The 18,138-nt window shown below is 63.7% G+C and carries 17 protein-coding genes and 1 tRNA gene; 12 read left to right on the top strand and 6 right to left on the bottom strand.

Annotated elements, in window-relative coordinates; translation table 11 throughout:
* The first annotated feature begins 21 nt into the window (after nucleotides 1-21).
* Nucleotides 22-567, top strand: coding sequence for a DUF402 domain-containing protein (locus tag CH266_RS20325; protein WP_094716019.1), 546 nt, complete (start codon nucleotides 22-24; stop codon nucleotides 565-567).
* A 14-nt stretch (nucleotides 568-581) separates the two neighbouring features.
* Here CH266_RS20325 and coaE read toward each other — a convergent pair whose 3' ends face one another.
* Nucleotides 582-1,799: a dephospho-CoA kinase gene (gene coaE / locus CH266_RS20320; RefSeq protein ID WP_094716058.1), complete on the bottom strand. Its 1,218-nt coding sequence runs from the start codon at nucleotides 1,797-1,799 to the stop codon at nucleotides 582-584.
* A 129-nt stretch (nucleotides 1,800-1,928) separates the two neighbouring features.
* Here coaE and CH266_RS20315 point away from each other — a divergent pair, with 129 nt between their 5' ends.
* The gene (locus CH266_RS20315; RefSeq protein ID WP_027497254.1) at nucleotides 1,929-2,138 is read left to right on the top strand and encodes a hypothetical protein; all 210 of its coding nucleotides are present in this window, start codon (nucleotides 1,929-1,931) and stop codon (nucleotides 2,136-2,138) included.
* 148 nt (nucleotides 2,139-2,286) lie between these two features.
* Here CH266_RS20315 and rpsA read toward each other — a convergent pair whose 3' ends face one another.
* Entirely contained in the window at nucleotides 2,287-3,765 is a 1,479-nt protein-coding gene (gene rpsA, locus CH266_RS20310; protein WP_027497255.1) for a 30S ribosomal protein S1, read from the bottom strand.
* Nucleotides 3,766-3,979: 214 nt separating this feature from the next.
* Here rpsA and CH266_RS20305 point away from each other — a divergent pair, with 214 nt between their 5' ends.
* On the top strand, nucleotides 3,980-4,807 hold the full coding sequence (locus tag CH266_RS20305) for a class I SAM-dependent methyltransferase (RefSeq protein ID WP_032382851.1): 828 nt from the start codon (nucleotides 3,980-3,982) through the stop codon (nucleotides 4,805-4,807).
* A gap of 12 nt (nucleotides 4,808-4,819) precedes the next feature.
* Here CH266_RS20305 and CH266_RS20300 read toward each other — a convergent pair whose 3' ends face one another.
* Nucleotides 4,820-5,917, bottom strand: coding sequence for an isocitrate/isopropylmalate dehydrogenase family protein (locus CH266_RS20300; protein WP_094716057.1), 1,098 nt, complete (start codon nucleotides 5,915-5,917; stop codon nucleotides 4,820-4,822).
* A gap of 9 nt (nucleotides 5,918-5,926) precedes the next feature.
* Between CH266_RS20300 and CH266_RS20295 the strand changes: the two genes are divergently transcribed.
* The 3 genes from CH266_RS20295 to trxA all read left to right on the top strand — a co-directional run bounded on the left by CH266_RS20295 (nucleotide 5,927) and on the right by trxA (nucleotide 8,103).
* On the top strand, nucleotides 5,927-6,433 hold the full coding sequence (locus CH266_RS20295) for a 2'-5' RNA ligase family protein (RefSeq protein WP_094716018.1): 507 nt from the start codon (nucleotides 5,927-5,929) through the stop codon (nucleotides 6,431-6,433).
* Between the two features lie 210 nt (nucleotides 6,434-6,643).
* Nucleotides 6,644-7,642, top strand: a complete 999-nt coding sequence (locus tag CH266_RS20290) for a helix-turn-helix domain-containing protein (protein WP_032365530.1) — start codon at nucleotides 6,644-6,646, stop codon at nucleotides 7,640-7,642.
* An 89-nt stretch (nucleotides 7,643-7,731) separates the two neighbouring features.
* Nucleotides 7,732-8,103 (top strand): thioredoxin, encoded by a 372-nt coding sequence (trxA, locus tag CH266_RS20285; RefSeq protein ID WP_027497260.1) that lies wholly within the window; start codon nucleotides 7,732-7,734, stop codon nucleotides 8,101-8,103.
* 74 nt (nucleotides 8,104-8,177) lie between these two features.
* On the opposite strand, the gene polA is transcribed toward trxA, so the two are convergent.
* Nucleotides 8,178-10,919: a DNA polymerase I gene (polA, locus tag CH266_RS20280; protein ID WP_094716017.1), complete on the bottom strand. Its 2,742-nt coding sequence runs from the start codon at nucleotides 10,917-10,919 to the stop codon at nucleotides 8,178-8,180.
* Between the two features lie 259 nt (nucleotides 10,920-11,178).
* On the opposite strand from polA, the gene CH266_RS20275 reads away from it, so the two are divergent.
* The 4 genes from CH266_RS20275 to CH266_RS20260 are packed head-to-tail and all read left to right on the top strand — an operon-like array spanning nucleotide 11,179 to nucleotide 15,406.
* Nucleotides 11,179-12,519 carry a branched-chain amino acid ABC transporter permease gene (locus CH266_RS20275; RefSeq protein WP_045841244.1) on the top strand — a complete coding sequence of 447 codons (1,341 nt, stop codon included), beginning with the start codon at nucleotides 11,179-11,181 and terminating at the stop codon, nucleotides 12,517-12,519.
* Nucleotides 12,520-12,526: 7 nt separating this feature from the next.
* Complete coding sequence (locus CH266_RS20270) at nucleotides 12,527-13,516, top strand: branched-chain amino acid ABC transporter permease (protein ID WP_027497263.1); 990 nt, start codon at nucleotides 12,527-12,529, stop codon at nucleotides 13,514-13,516.
* The gene (locus CH266_RS20265; protein WP_027497264.1) at nucleotides 13,509-14,603 is read left to right on the top strand and encodes an ABC transporter ATP-binding protein; all 1,095 of its coding nucleotides are present in this window, start codon (nucleotides 13,509-13,511) and stop codon (nucleotides 14,601-14,603) included. Before CH266_RS20270 ends, CH266_RS20265 begins: the two co-directional genes overlap by 8 nt.
* Complete coding sequence (locus tag CH266_RS20260) at nucleotides 14,603-15,406, top strand: ABC transporter ATP-binding protein (protein WP_027497265.1); 804 nt, start codon at nucleotides 14,603-14,605, stop codon at nucleotides 15,404-15,406. The genes CH266_RS20265 and CH266_RS20260 overlap by 1 nt, the downstream gene beginning before the upstream one ends.
* A 151-nt stretch (nucleotides 15,407-15,557) precedes the next feature.
* On the opposite strand, the gene CH266_RS20255 is transcribed toward CH266_RS20260, so the two are convergent.
* On the bottom strand, nucleotides 15,558-16,892 hold the full coding sequence (locus CH266_RS20255; RefSeq protein WP_032374321.1) for an ABC transporter substrate-binding protein: 1,335 nt from the start codon (nucleotides 16,890-16,892) through the stop codon (nucleotides 15,558-15,560).
* 174 nt (nucleotides 16,893-17,066) lie between these two features.
* On the bottom strand, nucleotides 17,067-17,699 hold the full coding sequence (locus CH266_RS20250; protein WP_027497267.1) for an ANTAR domain-containing response regulator: 633 nt from the start codon (nucleotides 17,697-17,699) through the stop codon (nucleotides 17,067-17,069).
* 120 nt (nucleotides 17,700-17,819) lie between these two features.
* Here CH266_RS20250 and CH266_RS20245 point away from each other — a divergent pair.
* Nucleotides 17,820-17,896, top strand: a tRNA-Leu gene (locus tag CH266_RS20245).
* 63 nt (nucleotides 17,897-17,959) lie between these two features.
* On the top strand, nucleotides 17,960-18,136 hold the full coding sequence (locus tag CH266_RS25550) for a hypothetical protein (RefSeq protein ID WP_165430221.1): 177 nt from the start codon (nucleotides 17,960-17,962) through the stop codon (nucleotides 18,134-18,136).
* Nucleotides 18,137-18,138: the final 2 nt, after the last annotated feature.

Genomic DNA, 18,138 nt, shown 5'->3' with positions numbered 1-18,138 from the left:
TTCCCGGTAGCTTCTACAGGCATGGTCGCTCACACGTCAGCCGGTGCGCACACCGTCGTTCATGCCCCGAAACACGAAACGTTCGACCTGGTTGCGAAGACCAACGTCGACCCCAAAGGGTTCGTTCGCGTGGTCGACGAATACCGCGTCGAGCCGTGGGGGCTGTACATGGCCCGGCCTTGCGACCATGCCCACTTCGACTACCTGGAGTCCTGGCTACTGCCTGCTCTCGGGCTCCGGGCCTCGGTGTTCCATTACCTGCCCGCGCACGCAAGAGACCAGGACTACTACGTCGACATCGGCGAGTACACGGCCGGGGCCAGCCGATGGACCTCGGTCGATCACTATCTCGACCTCAGTGTTCGCACCGGCCGCGACTACGACCTGCTGGACGTCGACGAGCTGTTCGACGCGCGCGTGGCGCAGCATCTGGACACCCCGACGGCCGAGCGGGCGCTGTCCCGATCGATCGCGGCCATCGAAGGACTGACGCGGCACGATTACGACCTGAACGCCTGGCTCGCGTCGGTCGGAATGCCGACGGAATGGAACGGCAAACCGGCCTGACGCGCAGCTCTACCTCAGGCGGTCCAGTTCGTCTCCTCTGCCCACTGCCACGCCCGCCGATACGCCACGTCGAACCACGGTGCCTTTGCGTTCTCGTATGCCTCGATCGCCGAGCGGTAGTCGGTGATTCCGGCGGCAGCTTCGGAAGCACGCCGCTTGATCGCGGCGTATTCCGTCGCGACAGCCGCGTCCGCCCGGAGCCAGTCACGGAACACCAGGGCGAACGTCTGGTTCGGCCAACCGTCGACTCGAACATGGACGTTGGCCGGTCGGCCGGGGTCTGCGTTGCCGTGAAAACGCTTGCCCCACACGGCCGGATCGGCCTCACCACCCACTCCGTAAGCGGGCTTCGGATCGTCGAAGTCACTGGACTCGACGCCGGGGAACCCGGCGACGCGCAACTGTTCGCCGACGGAATCTGCGTCGGCCAGCGAGCGCACCGTGATCTGGATGTCGAGCACGTCCTTGGCGTCGAGTCCGGGTACCGCCGTCGATCCGACGTGGTCGATCCGAACAGCCTTGTCCCCACACGCGAGAGCAAGGCGCGCGATCATTCGCCGCGCCTGGGATTCCCAGGCCGGGTCTGCAGTCACGAGTTCCGGATGCGTCCGGGCGACAATGCCCTCTCTGAGGTTGCGCTCGAAGGGAATCACGCGCTCGTTCCACAAGTTTCGTACCTGATCGTCGACGCTGCCGGGCGCACCCGTGTTGTCTATCCACACATCTGCCGCCGCTCGGCGCGCATCGTCGGTCGCCTGCGCGGCGATGCGCGCGCGGGCATCGGCCTCGGGCATGTTTCGTTGGCCGGTCAGCCGACGTACTCGTTCCTCGGCGTCGACCCAGACGACGACGACCAGATGGAAGAACGGAGCCATCGAGCCTTCGACGAGAAGTGGAATATCTTGCACCACCACGGCATCCGCTGCCGCACCTTCGATGATCTCGGTAGTGCGCTGTCCGACCAATGGATGCACGATGGCGTTGAGCTTCTTTCGCGACTCCTCGTCGCCGAAAGCCTTGGCGGCCAAGGCCGGCCGATCGAGTGACCCGTCGGGTGCCAGTATCTCGGTACCGAAGGTGTCCGTCAGTTGTTGCAGCCCAGGCGTTCCCGGCTCCACCACTTCGCGGGCAAGTACGTCCGAGTCGACGAGCACTCCCCCGAGTTCGGTCAGCACTTTCGCCACGGTCGATTTGCCGGCACCAATTCCGCCGGTCAGTCCCAGTCTCAGCATGCGTCCAGTCTGACACTCGAACACGCCGAAGCCCACCAGCCCCAAATGCACCGGTTTTGCAAGCCTGTCGGTTATCTTCGACGAGCGCGACCTCGATGTGCCGACCCACCGCCAGCGAAAAGGACACCCATGCAAAGCAATCAGATCCAACCGGGTCGGCACCGCCTCGGCATGGATGCAGGCGTTCATTGCATTCTCATTCCAGAAGTTGCCTCGGCGCTGGCCGACCACCGGCGTAACTGGTTCACCAACCTCCTGACCCCTGCCCGCCACAGCTTCGCCACGATGCGTAAGCGCACGGCGAGCGTCGGCCAGTGGAGTCCAGCCACCGCCGCGTAGTTCGCACTCCCCCTCAACCTTGGACCCGGTTCACCAGAACCGGGTCCATTGTCGTTCCCGTTGCACCTGCGTATTCGAACGAGAAAGCCCCGGTTCTCACAGGGAGAACCGGGGCCGAGGTCACACCCTCACGGGTGGACTACTTCTATCAGGCGTTGCCCGACAGCTTCTCGCGAAGTGCAGCGAGCTGCGCATCGCTGGCCAGCGATCCACCGGTCGAGGCGGGAGCCGACGCTGCGGGAGCATCGCCTTCTGCATCGGCGGGAGCCTGACCCGACTCGGAGGAGTAGTTGGTGTTGGCGGCTTCGGCAGCTTCGTCCTTGGCCGTCTTCTCCATCTGAGCGGTGTGCATCTTGTGGCGACGCTCTGCCTCGGCGTAGCGACCTTCCCACTCTTCACGCTGCTTCTCGTAACCTTCGAGCCATTCGTTGGTCTCGGAGTCGAAGCCCTCGGGGAAGATGTAGTTGCCACCCTCGTCGTACGAGTCGGCCATGCCGTACTTGGACGGATCGAACTCTTCTGCGTAGTCCTCGTTGGCCTGCTTGAGGCTCAACGAAATCCGGCGACGCTCGAGATCGATGTCGATGACCTTGACGAGTGCGTCGTCGCCGACACCCACGACCTGGTCCGGAACCTCCACGTGGCGCTCGGCCAGCTCGGAGATGTGCACGAGGCCCTCGATGCCCTCTTCGACGCGAACGAACGCACCGAACGGAACGAGCTTGGTGACCTTGCCGGGCACGATCTGGCCGATCGCGTGGGTGCGAGCGAACTGGCGCCACGGATCTTCCTGCGTTGCCTTGAGCGACAGCGACACACGCTCGCGGTCCAGGTCGACGTCGAGAACCTCGACGGTGACCTCGGTGCCGACCTCGACAACCTCGGACGGGTGATCGATGTGCTTCCAGGACAGCTCGGAGACGTGCACCAGGCCGTCGACGCCACCCAGGTCCACGAAGGCACCGAAGTTGACGATGGAGGACACGACGCCCTTGCGGACCTGGCCCTTCTGCAGCTGGTGCAGGAACTCGCTGCGGACCTCGGACTGGGTCTGCTCGAGCCATGCGCGACGCGACAGGACCACGTTGTTGCGGTTCTTGTCGAGCTCGATGATCTTGGCCTCGATCTCCTTGCCGACGTACGGCTGGAGGTCGCGGACGCGACGCATCTCGACGAGCGAGGCGGGGAGGAAGCCACGGAGACCGATGTCGAGGATGAGTCCACCCTTGACGACCTCGATGACGGTGCCCTTGACGGCCTCGTCCTTCTCCTTGAGCTCCTCGATCGTGCCCCAAGCGCGCTCGTACTGAGCTCGCTTCTTGGACAGGATCAGACGGCCTTCCTTGTCCTCCTTGGTGAGGACGAGTGCTTCGATCTCATCTCCCACGGAGACGACCTCGTTGGGGTCGACATCGTGCTTGATGGAGAGCTCGCGGGAAGGGATGACGCCTTCGGTCTTGTAACCGATGTCGAGTAGAACCTCGTCACGATCGACCTTGACGATGGTGCCCTCGACGATGTCACCATCGTTGAAGTACTTGATCGTGGCGTCGATGGCGGCGAGAAAATCCTCTGCGGAGCCGATATCGTTGACGGCTACCTGCGGTGAGGTTGTGGTTGAGGGCATGTGTTGAGTTGCTCCGGACGGGTTGGGTATCGGTTGATGGATGTTCGGTCGGACTTGTGAAACGTGTGCAGCACGAGCATCTTCCGCGGATCCGTTGCCGGCTCCGCACGCGTCGACGCCGGGCGAACCCGACCTGGGCGCAGCATGAACACACTCGCGTTGATCAGGGTACGCGATGCCGCAGTACCAGCACAAACCCGGTTAGAGTCGGCGTGTGACCGATCCTTCCGCACCGTCGTCCACCCCCGGCCGCGGCCGAATCGATTCGGTCGCGAGCGACCGCGCGAGTCGAACCTGGTGGGATTCGGATGCCGACAATTATCACCGTACGCACGGCGCGTTTCTGGGCGCGTCGACCGAATCCGGAGAGTTCGTCTGGTGCCCGGAGGGACTGCACGAGGGCGACGTGCATCTGCTGGGTGACGTCGCGGGCAAGGACATTCTCGAGGTGGGCTGCGGCAGCGCACCCTGCGCCCGCTGGCTCGGGACTCAGGGGGCGCGCGCCATCGGCCTCGACATCTCGATGGGCATGTTGCAGCGCGGCGTCGACGCGATGACCGCGGGCGGGTCGACGGTTCCGCTGGTGCAGGCCAGTGCCGAGTCCCTACCGTTCGCCGACGAGCGGTTCGACATCGTGTGCTCGGCCTTCGGTGCGGTTCCGTTCGTCGCGGACTCCGCCAATGTGATGAAGGAAGTGGCGCGGGTACTGCGGCCGGGCGGCATCTGGGTGTTCGCGGTCAACCATCCGATGCGCTGGGTGTTCCCCGACGATCCCGGGGTGGGCGGTCTGACCGCGACGATTCCGTACTTCGATCGAACCCCGTACGTCGAATACGACGCCGACGGGACCCCCAACTACGTCGAGCATCACCGCACGATCGGTGATCGCGTGCGTGAACTGGTCGCCGCAGGTCTCGAGGTTCGCGACATCGTCGAGCCGGATTGGCCGGAGTGGCTCGACCGCGAGTGGGGTCAGTGGAGCCCACTGCGCGGCCAGCTGTTTCCCGGCACCGCGATCTTCAGTAGTCGAAAACCGCGGTGAGTCCGCAGTCGATCAGCGCCGGTGCACCCTGGCTTCGACGGTCTCGGTGAAGGCGCTGGTCGACGCCTGCCCGCCGAGGTCTGCTGTCGCGACCCCGGATCTGACGGTGTCGTCCACGGCGTGCCGAATCCGGCCGGCTGCGGCGGCGAGCCGTTCGTCCCCGTGCCGATCGGCGAGCCACTCGAGCAGCATCGCGGCCGACAGGAACAGCGCCGTCGGGTTGGCGCGATTCTTGCCTGCGATATCCGGGGCGGATCCATGGGAGGCCTGCGCCATGGCCTGGGTACGCGAAGAGTTGATCGACGGTGCCGTCCCGAGCGACCCGGACAGCTCTCCGGTCAGGTCGGAGAGGATGTCCCCGAACATGTTCTCGGCCACGATGACGTCGTAGTCCTCACCGCGTCGAACCAGATGCGCCGCGAGGGCGTCCACGTGCTCTTCGTTGACGTCTACCTGCGAAAACTCCTCGCCGACGGACCGGCAGGCATCGCGAAACAATCCCGTCGTAATCGACAGCACGTTGGTCTTGTGCACGATCGTCACTTTCCTCCGCCGCCGGTCTGCGAGCGAGAAGGCCTCACGAGCGATGCGTTCGCACGCGGAACGGGTGAACACTCCCACCGCGAGCGCTACATCGGGCGTGGGCATGAACTCGCCACTGCCGACGAACATGTTGCGGTCGGCGTAGAAGCCCTCGGTGTTCTCCCGCACCACCACCAGGTCCATCTGCGGCGACATCGCGCGCACTCCAGGGAGCGCCTTGGCCGGACGGATGTTGGCGAACAGATCGAAATGCTTGCGAATTCGTCCGCCCGGAGTCAGCTGAGATCGGAACGGCTCGGGGTACGACGCGCTGTCGTGAGGCCCGAGAATCCACGCCTCGAGCCTGCCGAGCTCGTTCAACGTGTGCTCGGGCATCGGCGTTCCGTACTCGTCGAGAGCACCCAACCCCAGCGGCAAGTGCTGCCAGTCGACGACGGGACCGTGCACAGCGGCCAGAGCTGCGTCCACCACCCGGATCGTCGCAGGGACGATCTCGTGACCGATACCGTCGCCGGTCATGGCCCCAATTCGTAAAGTCGGTGCATCTCGTCCGTCCGTCTGCGCCATCATGACTACATGGTGCAGTCCGCCGAACTCCTCCTCGACTCGGGGCTCGATACTGCGGTTCGCCGCGAGTGGGCGGCACTCTCCGATGCCGGCCTGCCGAGCCAGAACCGTCATCGGGGCGAGTCGAATCGTCCGCACATCACCGTCTCGGTGGCGTCGTCCATGCCCGCGTCCGTCGATTCCGGTACGGCCGTGCGTTTCGACCCGTTCGATGTTCGTCTCGGCGGCCTCGTCGTATTCGGTGGCCGGACCGCCACCCTGGCCCGTCTGGTCGTGCCGAGCGTCGAGCTGCTCGACCTGCATGCTCGGATGCATGCCGCCGTGGGCCCGGGCTCGTTCGACAATGTCGCCATCGGGCATTGGACGCCGCACGTGACGCTGGCCCGGCGGTTGACACCCGACGAAGCCGGTGCCGCGACGCGCCTGCTGTGCCCGCACCTGGACGACCTGATCGGCTCTGCCGTTGCCTTGCGTCGGTGGGACGGCGACGACAAGTGCGAATGGCGCATCGGCTGACCGTCGGGCCTGTCAGAACCGGAAGTCTCCGAACTGGGTCACCTCCGCATGTGTATCCGGCGTGCGGCCGACAGCGACCCACGCAACGAGGGCGAGAAACATCAACACAACCACCAGTACAATTGTCATGCCACCAGCGTCCTACCTGCACCGACTCAACACGAGTGGCAGTAACGACATGTATCGTCGATTTTCTGCCATACTGCTGTCATGCTGAAGAAGGTGGTCGCAGTACTGCTGCCGTTGACCGAGCAGTTCGAGCTCGGCGTGGCCTGCGAGGTGTTCGGATTCGACCGCTCCGACGAGGGACTGCCCACCTACGACTTCTCGTTGATCGCCGGGGTCCCCGACACGATTCGCACCCGGGTGGGTTACACGATCGATGTGCCCCACGATCTCGACCGGCTCGACAGCGCCGATCTGATCATCGTTCCGGCCGGCGGCACCGAATCGGCCGACGACGGAAGCTACGTGTGCGGCAGTAAGTACAGCCCCTCGATCGAGCCACTACTCGACAAACTCCGTGCGGCGGTGGACCGAGGCGCGCTGGTCGCCAGCCTGTGCAACGGCGCGTTCGTACTCGGCGCCGCGGGCCTGCTCGACGGCAGGCGGTGTACGACCCATTGGCGACACTCGGCCTCCCTGGCCGCGAAATACCCGTTGGCCCAGGTCGACCCAAACGTTCTCTACGTGGACGACGGGAATGTACTGACCAGTGCGGGCACCGCGGCCGGTATCGACCTGTGCCTGCACATCGTCCGCAAATACCAAGGCAGTGTCGTGGCCAACGGAATCGCGCGCAGAATGGTCGTTCCGCCACACCGTGACGGCGGCCAGGCGCAGTTCGTCACCAGTCCACTACCGGCGATCCGAACCGAAACGTTGGCACCGTTGCTCGATTGGATGACCGAGAACCTCGATTCGGAACTCACGATCGGCCGACTGGCTGCGCGGGTGAACATGTCGGCTCGTACATTCGCCCGCAAGTTCGCCGCCGAGACCGGCACGACGCCCGCGCGGTGGCTCAACGATCAACGCGTACTGGCTGCGCAGCAGCTCCTCGAGAACTCCGACCTGCCGATGGATTCGATCGCCGAAGTCGTCGGTTTCGGGAATGCTGCAGCCCTGCGCCAGCATTTCGTCAGACTTCGCTGCACGACGCCCAACTCGTACCGCCGAACATTCCGGGCCGCGCCGCAACCCGTGTGACGGACCACGGAGAGGAGTGGGTCCGGGAAGATTCCGGAGAACCTCTGCGTTGAGACGAACAAGAAGCGCAATCAATCGAAAGGGTACGCGTGGCCACTCAGACTTTGACTCAGCAGAATTTCGACGAGATCGTCACCAGCAACGACGTGGTGTTGGTCGACTTCTGGGCCTCCTGGTGCGGTCCGTGCCGCCAGTTCGCGCCGACGTTCGAGAAGTCTTCCGACGCGCACCCGGACATCGTGCACGCCAAGGTCGACACCGAAGCCGAACAGGGCTTGGCCGCTGCAGCGCAGATCCAGTCGATCCCGACGATCATGGCCTTCCGCGAGGGCATCCTGGTCTACGCCCAGCCCGGCGCATTGCCCGCTCCGGCGCTCGAAGACCTCGTCGGCCAGATCAAGGCACTCGACATGGACGTCGTCCGTCAGCAGATCGCCGAGCAGGCACCCGCAGCGGAGTAATTCCCTCACAGCACAAAAACGAAGGGCCGTTCACCGAATCCGGTGAGCGGCCCTTCGCTGTGCCATGGCCCGATTCAGTGAGCTGCGGCATCCCAGCTGCGACCGGTACCGACCGACACCTCGAGGGGCACCGACAATTCGATGGCCGACGACATCTTGTTACGCACCAACGCCTCGACTTCCTCGCGCTCGGAGTCGACGACCTCGAGTACCAGTTCGTCGTGCACCTGCAACAGCATGCGCGACTTCAAGGTCGACTCCGCCAGAGACTTGTGCACGTCGATCATCGCTACCTTGATGATGTCTGCGGCAGTGCCCTGAATCGGAGCGTTGAGTGCCGCGCGCTCGGCGACCTCGCGACGCTGACGATTGTCGCTGTTGAGATCTGGGAGGTAACGACGACGGCCGTACAGCGTCGAGGTGTAGCCCACCTTTCGGGCTTCCTCGACCGCGTTGCGCAGGTAGTCGCGCACGCCGCCGAAGCGAGCGAAGTACGCCTCCATCTGCTGCTTGGCTTCGTCGGTGGAGATCTTCAACTGCGCGGCGAGGCCGAACGCGCTGAGTCCGTAGGCGAGGCCGTACGACATGGCCTTGACTCGACGGCGTAGTTCCGGGGTGACCTCGTCGATCGGTACGCCGAACGCGCGCGAACCGACGAAGCTGTGCAGGTCCTCACCGGTGTTGAACGCTTCGATCAGCCCCTCGTCACCGGATACGTGCGCCATGATGCGCATCTCGATCTGGCTGTAATCGGCGGTGAGCAGGGTGTCGTAGCCGGCACCGACCACAAAGCCGTCGCGGATGTGGCGACCCGCCTCGTTCCGCACCGGGATGTTCTGCAGGTTCGGTTCGGTCGACGACAGTCGTCCGGTGGCCGCGACGGTCTGATTGAACGTGGTGTGAATGCGGCCGTCGTCGGCGACAGACTTGAGCAGGCCGTCCACCGTCACCTTCATCCGTGTGGCATCACGGTGATCGAGCAGGAACTTCAGGAACGGATGCTCGGTCTTCTCGAACAGCCCCTGAAGAGCATCGGCGTCGGTGGTGTACCCGGTCTTGGTCTTCTTGGTCTTGGGCATGTCGAGTTCCTCGAACAGCACCACCTGCAGCTGTTTGGGCGATCCGAGATTTATCTGCTTGTCGATCACGCCGTACGCGGAGTTCGCGGCCTCGTCGACCTGCGCAGCAAAACCCGATTGCAGCGAGCGCAGGTGATCGCCGTCCACTGCGATGCCCGTCGCTTCGATATCGGCAAGCACTGTCAGCAGCGGCAGTTCCATCTCCGAGAGCAGAGTGGTCGACTCGATTGCCGCGAGTTCCGCGTCCAGGGCGTCGGCCAAATCGATGACCGCCCGCGCCTTGAGAATTTCGCCCTCGGCGAATGCCGCGTCAGCGGTGTCCTCGGCGTCGAGAAGTGACATCTGCCCCTCGCCCGCGTCTTCGACGCGTAGTTCGCGCTTGAGGTAGCGCAGCGACAAGTCGTCGAGGTTGAACGACCGCTGACCGGGCCGGACGAGATACGCCGCGAGCGCGGTATCGGTCGTCAACCCACCGAGCGTCCATCCTCGACCACGAACAGCGTGCAGTGCCCACTTCGCCTCGTGCAGAGCTTTGGGTCGATCCGCATCGGCGAACCACGCGGCCAGAGCGCGTTCGTCGGATTCGTCGAGAGCCGTCGTGGTGACGAAGGCACCTTCGCCGTCTGCTGCCGCGATGGCCACCGAGGTCGCGTCGCTGTCGTACGGCCTGCGTGGTCCGAGGATGGATACCCCGCTACGCCGACCGTCGGACGCATGCTCGTCCAGCCACGCCGCCAACTCCCCGGGCGCGACGATGCCGCCCCGAACGTCGAACCCTTCTTCTGCCTCGGGCTCGACCGAGGCGAGTGTCTCGAACAGTCGATCCCGCAGGATGCGAAACTCCAGATCGTCGAACAGGGCGTGGATCTTCTCGCGATCCCACGGGGCCAGCTCGAGTTGATCAGGTGTGAAGGGCAACGGCACGTCGCGCACCATCTCGGTGAGCTCGCGGTTGAGCACCACACTCGACAAGTTGGCCCGCAATGCGTCGCCCACCTTGCCCTTCACCTTGTCGACGTTGTCGACGAGTGCGGTGAGCGACCCGTATTCGATGATCCACTTGGTCGCCGTCTTCTCTCCGACGCCGGGGATGCCGGGAAGGTTGTCGCTCGGATCTCCGCGCAGAGCTGCGAAGTCCGGGTACTGAGAGGGCGTCAGACCGTATTTGTTGGCGACCTCGTCCGGAGTGAATCGCGTCAGGTCCGAGACACCCTTGCGGGGATAGAGCACTGTGACGTTGTCGGTGACCAGCTGCAGTGCGTCACGATCGCCGGTGACCACGAGGACGCGATAGCCCAGTGCCTCGGCCTGTGTGACCAGAGTGGCGATGATGTCGTCGGCTTCGAATCCTGCCTCGGCCATCACGGGAATGCCCATGGCACCGAGCACGTCCTTGGTGATGTCCACCTGGCCCGCGAACTCGTCCGGCGTCTTGCTCCGATTCGCCTTGTATTCGGGGAACCGCTCGGCTCGGAACGTTTGCCGTGACACGTCGAAGGCGGCGGCGATGTGCGTCGGCTTCTCGTCTCGCAACAGGTTGATCAGCATCGAGGTGAACCCGTACACGGCATTGGTGGACTGACCGCTCGTGGTCTTGAAATTGTCCGCCGGCAACGCGAAGAAGGCACGGAAGGCCATCGAGTGACCGTCGATGAGGAGCAGCGTCGGACGCTCTTCGGCTGACTTCGCATCGGTCCGGGCTGCGGGTGCTGCACTTTTGTCGGTTACTGGGCTCACGGTTGACCAGTCTAGGTAGCGGGTCCGACATCACGTAGCCGGATGCGGGCACCGCGCCGCAATCGCCGCGGCACCGATCTTCCGCAGCGCGAAACACAACCGATACTTTCCGGAAATCTCAGTTGCCGATTTTGCGTCGTTTCAACGGATAGAGTCCGACAATTGCAGTAAATCCCCATCCCGTGACTCAACGACAACCGTCCGGAGGACGTGCGTGGCTCCAAATGTTCGATGGACCAGAAAGGTGCAACCACCGAGGTTGCGCGCAAGATCTGCAGTTCGCGTATTCCAGCGAACACTCCTACTCGCCATCCTGAGTTCCATTGCGGCGCTGCTGTTCAGTGCGCCTGCGTTGGCGCAGGAACCTACCCCCACTCCCCCGGCGGCACCGGGAACCAGTGCCGAACAGGCACCGCCCGCAGACGCCGTCAGCGTCGCGGGATCGCTCAACAACGGTGGAGAACGCCTCGAAGGGGTCGATGTTGCGGCGCTCGACGCGTCGGGCAGCGAAGTGGCCCGCACCACCAGCGAGACCGGCGGACGCTGGGCTCTCGAATTGTCGCCTGGCACATACACATTCCAGGTGGTCCAGGAAACGCTCCCCGACGGGGTGAGCGTGCAGGGCGAGGTCGAGCGCGACGTGCAGGCCGGTCGCTCGAACACCGTCATCTTCTCCTTCGGTGAGGCCAGGACCGCGACCAGCACCCCGTTCTACGAGAAGTTCGTGCGCACCACGGTCGACGGCTTCCGCTTCGGTCTGGTCATCGCGCTCGCGGCGGTCGGTCTGAGCTTGATCTTCGGAACGACGGGCTTGACCAACTTCGCACACGGCGAACTCGTGACGCTCGGAGCCGTCGCGGCATGGTTCTTCAATGTGAGCCTCGGGATACAACTGATCCCAGCCACCGTGCTGGCGATCATCGTCGGAGTCGCGATCGGCTGGCTCAACAACGCCCTGATCTGGCGGCCGTTGCGTAAACGTCGAACCGGCCTGATCGCTCAGCTGGTGGTCACGATCGGACTCGCCATTGCGCTGCGCTACCTCATCCTGATCTTCTTCTCCGACCGCTCGGAGCCATTCGACGACTACCAGGCTCAGACCGAGAACGACTGGGGCCCACTGTCGATCACCAACGTCAACCTCGCCTGCATCGTCATCAGCGTCGTCGTCCTCATCGGCGTCGCACTGATGCTGCAGCGCACCAAGATCGGTAAAGCCATGCGTGCGGTGGCCGACAACCGTGATCTGGCTGCCTCGTCGGGTATCAACGTCGAGCGCGTCGTGACGTTCGTCTGGTGCCTCGGTGGCGGCCTGGCTGCCCTCGGCGGCGTGCTGTTCGGGCTCTCCGAACTCGGCGGCCGCGTGCAATGGGAGATGGGCTTCAAACTCCTACTGCTCATGTTCGCCGGAATCACGCTCGGAGGACTCGGCACGGCCTACGGCGCATTCCTCGGTTGCGTCATCGTGGGTCTGCTCGTGCAGTGGTCGACGTTGGTCATCAATCCCGACCTCAAATACATCGGAGGGTTGCTCGTCTTGATTCTCATCCTCGTCGTCCGTCCTCAGGGCATCCTCGGCTCGCGACAAAGGATCGGGTGACCTGCACATGGATATCATCGGCGCACTTCAGATCTCTCTTGCTCAGCTGGTCGGCCCGTCGGCCATCTTCTACGCACTGCTCGCCATCGGCCTGAACCTGCACTTCGGCTACGCCGGCCTGCTCAACTTCGGCCAGATCGGCTTCGCCCTACTCGGCGGCTACGGCGTCGGCATCACCACGATCACCTATGAGCAGCCACTGTGGCTCGGCATTCTGGTCGGTCTCGCTGCGGCCGGCCTGCTGGCTCTGGTGCTCGGCATTCCGACCCTGCGATTGCGAGCGGATTATCTCGCCATCGTGACGATTGCCGCATCGGAAATCCTGCGACTGGTATTCCGCTCCACGGCAACCGATTCGGTGACCAAGTCCACCAACGGCATCACCGGATTCGCAGCTCCGTTCACCAACCTCAGCCCGTTCGAGGGTGGAAAGACGTACAGCTTCATCGGCGTTCGATTCCTGGGTAACGACCTGTGGGCCATGCTCGTCGGCTGGACGTTGGTACTGCTGCTGTGCGGGGTCGTCTACCTGCTGACACACAGCCCGTGGGGTCGCGTTCTCAAGGCGGTTCGTGAAGACGAGGACGCTGCCCGGTCGCTGGGTAAGAACGTGTTCGTCTACAAGATGCAGGCACTCGTTCTCGGCGGCGTGATCGGCGGTATGGGCGGGGTGTTCAACGCACTGCAGACGCAGTCGATCAACCCCGACTTCTATTCGACCGCGCAGACGTTCTTCGCGTTCGGCGCTCTCATTCTCGGCGGTGCCGCAACGGTGTTCGGCCCCGTGATCGGCGCAATGCTGTTCTGGTTCCTGCTGTCCATTCCCGACGCGATTCTGCGGCAACTGATCTCGGGCGACGATCCGGTGCTCAACCTCACCGGTGCCCAGGTCGGTGCCACCCGATTCGTACTCCTGGGAATTCTGATCGCCGTGCTGATGGTGTTCAGACCCCAGGGCATTCTCGGCAACAAGCGAGAGGTTCAACTCAATGCCTGACCCGAGCACCGGTGCCGCCGCAGATGCGACACCGAGCAAGAAAGCCAGCACACTCGAAGCACGTGCGGCCAAAGCACTGTCGAGCGATCAGCGTGCCAGTCTGTTCGCCGGCGTCGCCAACGAGCCCGGGGCAGCCAAGCCCGACGCGACATTGGTGGTCGACGGGGTCTCGCGTACCTTCGGCGGCCTCAAGGCCGTCGACGTGGCGCACCTCGAGATCCAGCGCGGATGCATCACCGGTCTGATCGGACCGAACGGCGCGGGTAAGACCACACTGTTCAACCTGCTCACCGGATTCGACCGACCCGACACCGGCACGTGGTCGATGGACGGTCAGGAACTCGGCCGGATGCACCCACATCAGGTGGCACGCAAAGGCGTCGTGCGCACCTTCCAGTTGACGAAGGCACTGTCGAAACTGACTGTGCTGGACAACGTTCGACTGGGGGCGACGGGCCAACGCGGCGAGCGCATGATCAACACGTTCATGCCGTGGACGTGGAAAGCACAGGAGCGTCAGATCACCGAACGCGCCTATGAACTGCTGGGGCGCTTCAAACTCGACGCCAAGGCCGACGATCTGGCCGGCTCGTTGTCGGGTGGCCAGCGCAAACTCCTGGAGATGGCGCGAGCGTTGATGACCGATCCGTCGGTCGTCATGCTCGACGAGCCGATGGCCGGAGTCAATCCCGCTCTCACGCAATCGCTTCTGGGCCACATCAAATCGCTGCGCGACGACGGCATGACAGTGGTGTTCGTCGAACACGACATGGATGTCATCCGCGACATCAGCGACTGGGTGGTGGTAATGGCTCAGGGCAGCATCATCGCCGAGTCCACCCCGGAAGAGCTCTCCAACAACGGTGCCGTCGTCGATGCCTATCTCGGTAGCCATCACGATCAAGCACTCGAATTCGACGCCGACGGCAATCCCGTCGGAGCCACCGCCGAACTGGCCGAGGCATTGAAGCAAGCCGAGGTGGAGGAACTGCAAGCAGGAGGCGATCTTTCGGAACCGGAGTTCGTCAGCCCCGCAGCCACCGACACTGCTGCGGGCGGCTCGCACCGAGCCAAGGAGGACAACTGATGAGCGAACAAACTCTGACGCCGGCCGAGTTCGCGGCCACGCCGGGCGAGCATGCGCGTCTGGCCGAAGGAGCGTTGCTGCGCGCCGACGGTCTGGTTGCCGGGTACATCCCCGGTGTGAACATCCTCAGTGAGTGCAACTTCTTTCTGAACGACGGTGAGATCGTCGGCATCATCGGACCCAACGGTGCCGGTAAGTCGACTCTGCTCAAGACGTTGTTCGGCCTCGTGGCGGTCCGCGAGGGCAGCGTGAAGCTGCGCGGTGACAACATCACCTCCGCCGAGGCGCACGTTCTGGTGACCAAGGGCGTCGGATACGTGCCCCAGACGCAGAACGTGTTCCCATCGCTCACGATCGAGGAAAACCTCGAGATGGGAATCTATCTGCGGCCCAAGAAGTTCGGTGAGCGGTTCGACTTCGTCAGCGAGTTGTTCCCACTGCTCGGCGAACGCAAGAAGGTCAAGGCAGGTGCACTGTCCGGCGGTGAGCGCCAGATGGTGGCGATGGGGCGGGCCCTGATGATGGAACCGTCGGTGCTGCTGCTCGACGAACCGTCGGCAGGCTTGTCGCCGATGTTCCAGGACGAGGTCTTCATCCGCTGCAAGAAGATCAACGCGGCGGGCGTCTCGATCATCATGGTCGAGCAGAATGCCCGCCGCTGCCTGCAGATCTGCGACCGCGGCTATGTTCTCGATCAAGGTCGCAACGCCTACACCGATACCGGGCCGGCGTTGATGAACGATCCCAAGGTGATCGAGCTCTACCTCGGCACTCTCGCGGGAAGCAAAGAAAAGAAGGCCTGACCTTCTCGGCAGGAAGCCCCGACTCGACATAGTTCGAGTCGGGGCTTTCTCGTACCTGCGCCATAGGTACCCAACGTGGTGTATTCGAACGACTCCGGGCCCGAGTCCTGATGTCAGGACTCGGGCCCGGAGGCTGTGCAGCAGCTACAGATCACTCACCGACGACGATGTATCCGTCCGTCGTCAGCTTGTTGTCCGGTCCGAAGACCAGGTTGCCGTAGGAACCGGTGGCGGGCTCGCCTGCGTCACTGAAGTTCAGCGCGCCGGTGACTCCGTCGTAGTCGATATCGGTGCCGGCCTTGACGAGTGGGAGGCACTCGGCGAAGGTCGTGCACTTCGTGCCGTCCTTGGTGATGCTGTTGATGTTGGCAGCGATGTCGGTGCCTGCCGTCGACTTCGCCTGCTCGGCTGCCAGCGCCGAGATGACGACCGCGTCGTAGGACTCACCGGCGTAGTTGAAGTCGACCAATGCCGGATCCACGCCCTTGAGTCGGTCCTGGAACGCGGTGCCGACGTCGGTCAGCGGGGTGGTGCCGCGCATCTTGTCGAGCAGGCCTGCAGCGACCGACTCACCGAGTGCGTTGCCCATGTTGCCGTCGACGCCGTAGACCAACGTGCCGTCGGACGGTCCGATGCCGATCTCGTGCATACGGGTGATGATCTTCGCGGACTCCTCGAAGCCGATGATGGCGACGGCATCCGGGTTGAAGTTCTTCACGCCGTCGACCTCGGCGTTGAACGACTGTGCGTTCGGGTCGTAGATCGTGGTCTGGATCTGGTCTGCCGCGATGCCGGCCTCTTCGAGGTTGTCGGCGGTGTTCTTGGCCAGGCCCGTTCCATAGGGGTCGTTGAGAGCCAGGATGGCCACGCGCTGCGCGCCGTCCTCGGCGATCAGCTGCGAGAGTGCCTGTGCCTGCAGCACATCGGTGGGCGCGGTACGGAAGTACTGGCCCTTGTCCGGGTAGCAGACGAACTGGTCGGAGGTGTTGGCAGGCGAGAACTGCACGACACCCGCGCTGGCGATCTTGTCGATGACCTTGAGCGACACCGAGGACGACGCCGCACCGACGATGACGTTCGAGCCGCCGGCGAGCAGACGGTCGACCGTGGTGTTGGCGGTGTCGGTGGTGGTGTCGCCCGAGTCACCGGGGATGAGCGTGACGGGCTGGTCGAGGACGCCGCCCGCACCGTTGACATCGTTGACGGCCAGCTGGACACCGGCGACCTCGGGTGGTCCGAGGAAGGCCAGGGTGCCGGTCTCGGGAAGGAGGGTTCCTACCACCAGCGGCGACGTGTCGGGAGTGGATCCGGCGGTGGCCTGCTCAGGAGTGCAGTCGGTGGAGACGGTCGTTTCCGCGGCCGACGTGCCGCCGCTGGCGCTGGTGGAGTCGGTCGAGCCCGAGTCGTCGCTCGACGAACAGCCGAACAGTGCGAGCGAGGTGACGCTCAGCACTGCAGCCGTGCGGACATAGGTCCGAATTGCCATCTAGGTTCTCCTTGAAATTGCTCGTCGTTGAAGCTCACCTGAGTTACATGTGGCTCACGTGTGAACCAGACGCTAATGCTCGAAACCGGTTCGCAAGGCCTAGAACGACGCTCGTGACCTGACTGTGACCTAAGAGGTCGAAGTTTTACGTGGCCGTAGCTTTCCGCGGGCCGATCAGCTCTCTGCCACAGGGTTGTTCGCCGGAGTACCGAGTGTTTCGATCACGACCTCGGCTACCGCCTTCATCGTCGTGCGTCGGTCCATCGCGGCACGCTGAATCCACTTGAACGCCTGCGGTTCCGTCAGCGATTGCGACTCCATCAGGACGCCCTTGGCCTTCTCGATCAACTTGCGGGTCTCGAGTCGATCCTGAAGATCGGCGATCTCCGATTCGAGCGCAGAGATCTCGCCGAATCGGCTCGCGGCCAACTCGACTGCAGGCATCAGATCGGCCTTGGTGAACGGTTTGACCAGATAGGCCATGGCACCCGCATCGCGCGCCTTCTCCACGAGCTCTCGCTGACTGAACGCTGTGAGAATCACCACCGGCGCGATCCGCTTCTCCGCGATCTCGGAGGCCGCGTCGATGCCGTCACGACGCGGCATCTTCACGTCCATGATCACCAGATCCGGTCGAAGTTCGACAGCCAGTTCCACAGCCTGCTGACCGTCCGCGGCCTCACCGACCACGTCGTACCCCTCTTCGCGGAGCATCTCCACCAGGTCGAGACGAATCAGGGATTCGTCTTCCGCGACCACCACCCGCAGCGCAGGCTTGCCAGTACCGTGCGTATCAGGAGCATTCATCTGTACCGGTCTCCTTCGACAGTCGTCGCCGCTCGGGGGCATCGAGCAACTGAAGGGTACCGGTGCACGGGGCCGAAAGCGCATCTTCTACACTCGTCAATCGTTGCTTGAAAGACGCCAGCCCTCGTATCCCAATTGGCAGAGGAAACGGATTCAAAACCCGTCCAGTGTGAGTTCGAGTCTCACCGAGGGCACCACAGCACGATCGACCGGCCGCGACAGCGGTCGGGTCTACTCCCGATCACGCCTACAGTGGGGTGATGTACATACCCAGCAGTCTTCGTTGCCATGACACCAGCGCGGGCAAATTGTGCGCGCAGAAGGTCGACCACCGTTTCGGAGATTCCGCGGACCAGTCCGCTCAGTGGGTCTACTACACCTGCAGCGCCGACTCCGCCCACGAAACCGGTTACGTCGACCGCCTGGTCACCGCCTGAAT

The organism is Rhodococcus sp. 06-1474-1B, from assembly GCF_002258885.1.
Lineage (GTDB): Bacteria > Actinomycetota > Actinomycetes > Mycobacteriales > Mycobacteriaceae > Rhodococcoides > Rhodococcoides fascians.
This window is presented reverse-complemented; position numbering and strand designations above follow the sequence as displayed.